8 protein-coding genes and 1 riboswitch are annotated in these 6,318 nt (G+C 32.1%); of the genes, 6 read left to right on the forward strand and 2 right to left on the reverse strand.

Annotation, left to right across the window (positions count from 1 at the left end):
* The first annotated feature begins 144 nt into the window (after positions 1-144).
* Positions 145-489 carry a VOC family protein gene (locus ACPYKA_RS17640; protein WP_479543517.1) on the forward strand — a complete coding sequence of 115 codons (345 nt, stop codon included), beginning with the start codon at positions 145-147 and terminating at the stop codon, positions 487-489.
* A 98-nt stretch (positions 490-587) separates the two neighbouring features.
* On the opposite strand, the gene ACPYKA_RS17645 is transcribed toward ACPYKA_RS17640, so the two are convergent.
* Complete coding sequence (locus tag ACPYKA_RS17645) at positions 588-827, reverse strand: hexameric tyrosine-coordinated heme protein (protein WP_479543518.1); 240 nt, start codon at positions 825-827, stop codon at positions 588-590.
* A 534-nt stretch (positions 828-1,361) separates the two neighbouring features.
* On the opposite strand from ACPYKA_RS17645, the gene ACPYKA_RS17650 reads away from it, so the two are divergent.
* From ACPYKA_RS17650 to ACPYKA_RS17665, 4 genes are all read left to right on the forward strand, one after another.
* Positions 1,362-2,648, forward strand: a complete 1,287-nt coding sequence (locus tag ACPYKA_RS17650) for a hemolysin family protein (protein ID WP_479543519.1) — start codon at positions 1,362-1,364, stop codon at positions 2,646-2,648.
* Positions 2,649-2,919: 271 nt separating this feature from the next.
* Entirely contained in the window at positions 2,920-3,681 is a 762-nt protein-coding gene (locus ACPYKA_RS17655) for a class I SAM-dependent methyltransferase (protein ID WP_479543520.1), read from the forward strand.
* Positions 3,682-4,110: 429 nt separating this feature from the next.
* Positions 4,111-4,293, forward strand: a complete 183-nt coding sequence (locus tag ACPYKA_RS17660; protein WP_479543521.1) for a PspC domain-containing protein — start codon at positions 4,111-4,113, stop codon at positions 4,291-4,293.
* A gap of 25 nt (positions 4,294-4,318) precedes the next feature.
* Positions 4,319-4,717: a GyrI-like domain-containing protein gene (locus tag ACPYKA_RS17665; protein ID WP_479543522.1), complete on the forward strand. Its 399-nt coding sequence runs from the start codon at positions 4,319-4,321 to the stop codon at positions 4,715-4,717.
* 141 nt (positions 4,718-4,858) lie between these two features.
* Here ACPYKA_RS17665 and ACPYKA_RS17670 read toward each other — a convergent pair whose 3' ends face one another.
* Positions 4,859-5,392 (reverse strand): cupin domain-containing protein, encoded by a 534-nt coding sequence (locus ACPYKA_RS17670; protein ID WP_479543523.1) that lies wholly within the window; start codon positions 5,390-5,392, stop codon positions 4,859-4,861.
* 261 nt (positions 5,393-5,653) lie between these two features.
* Positions 5,654-5,753, forward strand: a riboswitch (purine riboswitch).
* A gap of 90 nt (positions 5,754-5,843) precedes the next feature.
* On the opposite strand from ACPYKA_RS17670, the gene ACPYKA_RS17675 reads away from it, so the two are divergent.
* The coding region (locus tag ACPYKA_RS17675; protein WP_479543524.1) for an MFS transporter at positions 5,844-6,318 on the forward strand (475 nt) is incomplete at its 3' end.

The raw sequence follows: 6,318 nt of genomic DNA on the forward strand, positions 1-6,318 counted from the left end.
CAAGAACAGCAAACATTGGAAGCTGAATTGGAAACGAAAATGGACAGATGGGAAGAACTCTCATTGTTAATAGAAAGTTTTAAAAAATAATTGATTTTGGATCATTTAGTCGTATTCAAGATGATGATAAGGAGTGTTATTTTAATGTTTGAAAGAATTGATACGATATGTTTAACAGTTAGTGACGTCGAACGATCAAGCTCTTGGTACCAAGAAGTATTAGGGCTGAAAGAAGTGTTTAAAGGTGAAGGTTACCGGATTTTAAAAGTCGGAAGTGGTGCAATTCCCTTAACAATAGAAGAAGGAAGTACCTCTTCAAATGAAAATAATACGTATCCTATTTTTTTCACTAAAGAGATAGAAAAGACATATAAGAAACTGAAAGAACAAGGTGTAGATGTTGCGGAATTAATAAATGATGGTGAGAATCACTTTTTTGATTTTTTTGATTTAGACAATAATAAATTGCAAGTTTGTTATTGGCAATAAAATAAAAGATGGGATTTAATTGGTTAGTACGTTTAAGCCAAAATTAATTCCCATCGAAATATTAAAAATTTGTTTTTTCCACCTTTACTTCAGTTGAATTAAAATTTAACTCTGTCCTTCCAATAATTATTTGCTGCAGCTACCGTTTGGAAATTAATTGCAATAACTTGTGAAGCGAAGGCTAAACTGTCCGGGTCTCTTGAATATTTTGGACGCAATTTTTTTCTTATTTGTTCATTAGGTTGAGTGTATTCTACTCCCTTTTGGGCAAGTTTAATTGCTAATTCAAATCCTTCTTGAGGTGTCTTTGTTTTTAAACTATGCAACCATTTATTCATCGGGTTCAACTCCTCTTATTGTCATTTATATTGATAATATATGCCTAGTAAACTAAGAAGTTCTTTATCCACTTGCTAGGACGTCAGCCAAATAATAAATAATTTAGAAATAATCTGACCAACCAAAGTATGATAATTTTAGTATATAAAAATGGCAGCAAGAAGTTAGGGAAAAACTTTTGAATAATTTAAAGGTATGATGAATGTTTCGAATGAATTTTTGTGATAAAATAAACAAACAAACTTAAATTGTTAGGAAGATTAGAAAACTTGGCTTATCGCCAAGCTTTGGCGAAAGCCTTAGTTGCACTTATGCGAGTCAAGAAAGTTTTATACTTTCTTATCTGCCAAAAGAAAGGCTGATGCTGATGGGAAGGTAAAGCAATTTTTTGATTTACATGAATTGGTCTTTATAATTAAACCTATGAGCAGTCATAAACAAGTATGCAAGTATGTTTTGAAAACGAATACGAAAAGAATTGATCCGAAACCAGGAGGTGAATTCCTTGTATCTGACCGATGCAAGGAAACTATTTGGAAATAGTTAATTTACTTTTGGTTGCTATTTTGATATTAATGACAGCCTTCTTTGTAGCGACCGAGTTTGCGATAGTTAAAATACGAGCAACACGAATCGATTATTTAATCGAAACTGGTAATAAAAAGGCTGTACAAGTAAAGAAGATAATTGATAATCTGGATGGGTATTTATCTGCATGTCAGTTAGGAATTACTGTTACTGCATTAGGTTTAGGGTGGCTTGGTGAACCGACAATAATGCGTTTGCTTACACCATTATTTAATGAACTTGCTTTAAATGAAACAATTGCTTCGGTATTGTCTTTTGCGATAGCCTTTTTTACCATTACCTTTTTGCATGTTGTGATTGGGGAATTAGCACCAAAAACAATTGCAATTCAAAAAGCCGAAGAAATAATCTTTTTAATAGCAAAACCATTAATTTGGTTTTATAAACTTATGTATCCGTTTATTTGGTTACTAAATGGATCTGCACGACAGTTTATTCGTTTATTTGGATTTAAACCAATAGCTGAACACGAAGTTGCCCACTCTGAAGAAGAGTTACGATTAATAGTTTCAGAAAGTTACAAAAGCGGTGAGATTAACCAGTCTGAAATGACTTATGTTAATAATATCTTTGAATTCGATGAACGATTAGCAAAGGAAATCATGGTACCACGAACAGAGATGATCTGCTTCTATAAAGAGGACAGTTTTGAAAAAAATATTGAAGTTGTATATGAAGGTCAGTTTACACGATATCCTGTTGCTGATGGGGACAAGGATAATATCATTGGGTTAATAAACATAAAGGAAATGTTTACAGAACGTTTCGATAGAGAAAAACCACCATCAATCGAAAAGTATATCCGGCCAATTATTCACGTTTCCGAAGTAACTCCGATTAAGCAGCTATTACTTAAAATGCAAAAAGAAAGAATTCATATGGCTATTGTAAATGATGAATATGGTGGGACTGCAGGTCTAGTAACAGTTGAGGATGTAATAGAAGAAATTGTCGGGGATATCCGAGATGAATTTGATGTAAATGAGAGTCCGTTAATCGAGAAAAAAGACAATAACACAGTAGTAGTATCAGGTAAACTTCAACTCGAAGAAGTTAATGAATTATTAGGGACAGATTTAAATGATGAGGATATCGATACAATAGGTGGATGGATTTTTGCAAAAAAGCTAGACGCTACTGCCGGAACTGTAGTTGAATATAAAGATTTTCAATTTATTGTTGAGGAAATTGAAGGGTATCAAATAAAGAAAATTATGATTAAAAAACAATAAAATAGTTCTATGTTAAAGTCGCTATTATAAATAGTGGCTTTTTTAACTTTTTGGATGTTCATGTGCAATCGTTTAAACATTGTACTATATGACGTATTCAGTAGATTGCTAAAGATTTTTTTCTAGCGATTAGTTATGAATGTGGTATGTCGTTCACCCGATAACTATTGTAAAAATAAGGGAAGGGAAAATTCAAAGGAGGTAACACTATTAGGTTTTTTTATGATAAGGTTGGAGTAATAAGAATAGTTAAATTGAGAGAGGAGAAATAATGAATACAATAAACTATTCAAAAATTGCTTATAAATACGACAAGAATCAATATAGACGTGAAGAAATAAGATATGAGGCTATTCTAAAGGAGTATATGGATAATAACTGTAAAACTGAGTATCAAGTGTTAGATTTGTCTTGTGGAACAGGCCTTTATCTTGAAAAACAAATTGATTACTTTAAAAGAGATAATATTAAATGGTATGGTCTTGATGCTTCTAAAGAAATGTTGGATATAGCTAAAAAAAGATTAGAGAGAGTTTCTTTAACTTATGGTTATGCTGAAGAAATGTCCTATCAATCTGGAATATTTGATTTTATTTCCAATAATTATGCATTCCATCATTACAAAAATAAAAGTCAAGCATTAGATGAGGTTTATCGTGTGTTAACAGATGGAGGAATTTTTAAACTACATAATATTGCTATTCATAAAATGAAAAAATGGTGGTTGTATCACTATTTTCCAACTGCCTATTATGAAGACTTAAAAAGATTTTGGAATATTGAAGTTATTTTTAACGAGTTAACAAAAAGAGGTTTTGAAGTAGAGATTCAAATCGAGTATCAAATGACTAACATAAAGGTAGCTGACTATTTACAGCATGTTTTGAACAAAGACATTTCAATTCTAAATTTAATAAATGATAAAGATTATGAAGCTGGCTTGGAAAGGATTCATTACGATGTAACTAAGAACCCCGACAAGACTATTGTAAATGACTTTGCGGAGTTGTTTTGTATTGCAGAGAAACTATAATCGTCATACAAATCTATATTTAGTTGTACACGTTATAAAACGTATTCATTTTTGCTTGATGACGAACATATGCTTAAGAGTTTAGATAAGATTGTTAAACTTGGAGTGTAAATTTTGCAGAATAGAGCTTAATAGAGACTGTTATATATTTTATTTGGATTTACTATGCTTATGTTTTTTTCTACTTTCAAAACAATCCAATTGTAGTAACAGCTATCATTATATGCGTTGTTTAATATGGATTTAGTTTTATCAGTTATGCTCATGATGGTTAGTTGGAAGCCTTTTGTGCACCAGATCAAGGTTTTAAAACAAAGGATAAGACGATTATTGTGAATAGAGGACTAGGTAATAGTTTTATTCCTTTAAGGATTTTTAATAGTCCCTATTTGAAGCACATTAAAAAGGTATAGGGAGGAGTTCACTACTTTGAGCGAACAATTAAGGAAATCATCAAGCGACAAAGTTTTATCTGGAGTGTGCGGAGGGATAGCCGAATATTTCAGTATTCCGTCTTACGCAGTTAGATTAATATTCATTTTCATTCCAGCAAATCTAGTCATATATTTGATACTTAGTTTCACACTACCTGAGAGTCCGCTGACATTATAAAAAAATTTGAACAGGGGATGAGAGAATGATACTTTATTTAATTAACAGTATCCGAACGAATAATTTTACTGATGAACAAGTGATGGGAAAAATCAAAACAATGTGGGAAGAAGCCTATCGAAATATTGGCCAATATAAACATAATATTTATGGTGTTTACTACGACTATGAAAGTGATTATAGAGGGGACTATTCATTAAGCGTTGCTATTGAAGACGAGTTTGAAGATTCTTTTGTCGAAATCCCTACAAATAATGAATATGAAATTTTTAAAGTCGATACTACAGATGAACAAGGCATCCTAAATATTTGGAATAAAATATGGGAACAGGAAGAAGCAGGTTCGTTAGAAAGAGCTTATTCTTTTGATTTTGAAAAATACCTTCCAAATGGAGACATAGAGATACATATTGCAATAAAGTAATTGCTTTTTCGGAGGTTAGGATGAAAAAGGTTATAAATGCCTATACATTTTTAAGTATAGAAAAAACGGAAAGTACGATAATCCAGAGATTTTTTCAAGGTAATCGTACTTTCTGTTTTTGCTAATTTCTTACTAATAATTTTATTCCGCTGCCATTGCTTCTGCTTTCGTTTGTTGGACAGTACCAAATGGATGTTCAGGTGGTGCATAAATTGTATATAATTTAAGAGGCTCATTTCCTGTATTTGTTAGGTTATGCCATGTTCCTGCCGGTACCATGATCGCATCATCCTCACGAACTCTTCGTTGAAAAGTTAGATTATTTCTAGAATTACCCATTTGGACAAATCCTTGTCCTTCTTCAATTCTGAGAAATTGATCGGTATTTGGATGTACTTCTAAACCAATATCTTCTCCCACATCGATACTCATTAATACCACTTGTAAATGATCCCCAGTCCATAAAGCTGTTCGGAATGCACGATTCTGTTCCGCAGCGTTCTCAATATTAACGACATATGGTTCTTTTCCGTGGTCTCTTAATTGAATCCAATTATGATCATTTCTTTGCGGCCAATAATTATTTCGGCTATTTTCCATACTTTGGTACATTAGCTGTCTCTGACAGTTGCACATTGGCATATAACCGTAATATGGGTCTGGAGCATAATACATTTTTTAATCAATCCTTTCTAAGATATAGATATATTTTATGTACTATGTATAGGAAAGGTGAATCGCCTAAGGGTTGTGAAATATTCGAGTACATCTTTGCTCAATTTGAGATAAGCGCAGGTTAAAAAAATTAAGATTTTCACGTGCAAATGAATGTGAATAATAAATTTCACATCTTAATGCTTCGGAGCACGATCCATGAGCCTACGTGGGAAAACTTCATAATTGAAAAAAGCGAAGTAGCATGATATATTAGATAATAGATTTTTTAATGGGCATTTATGTATAACCTCAAAAATATGGTTTGAGGGTCTCTACCAGGAACCGTTAAATCCTGACTACAAAAAATATCAATTTGTAGTTGGGTTTTTTTATGCTTTTTTATTCGATTTATGGGAATGTTATAACATTATATAGAAATTTAATGATAGTAGGATTTGGGGGAATTTTTATGAACTTTAAAGTTATTATATTGGCAATAACTGCAGTTACAGTTGGATTGGTGGAATTAATTGTAGGAGGAATTTTGCCAATTATCGCTTCGGATTTAAATATAACAATTGGTACTGCAGGACAACTAATTACAGTTTTTGCACTTGTTTATGCTATTTCAGGTCCTGTACTTTTATCTATAACGGCGAAAATCGAACGAAAAAAATTATATCTTATAGCTTTAACTATATTTTTTCTAGGAAATTTAATGACTTATATTAGTCCGAATTTTACTTTAGTAATGATTGCTAGAATAATTACAGCGATGAGTGCAGCTTTAGTTATTGTACTTTCATTAACGATAGCCCCGAGGATTGTGGAACCCGCTCATCAAGGAAAAGCAATTGGTTTAATCTATATGGGAATAAGTTCATCTCTCGTGTTAGGAGTTCCTATTGGTATTTTACTTACAAATGCGTTCGGTTGGCGTTCGG

The sequence above is a fragment of the Pseudogracilibacillus amylolyticus (SeqCode) genome, from assembly GCF_051918545.1.
Lineage (GTDB): Bacteria > Bacillota > Bacilli > Bacillales > Amphibacillaceae > Pseudogracilibacillus.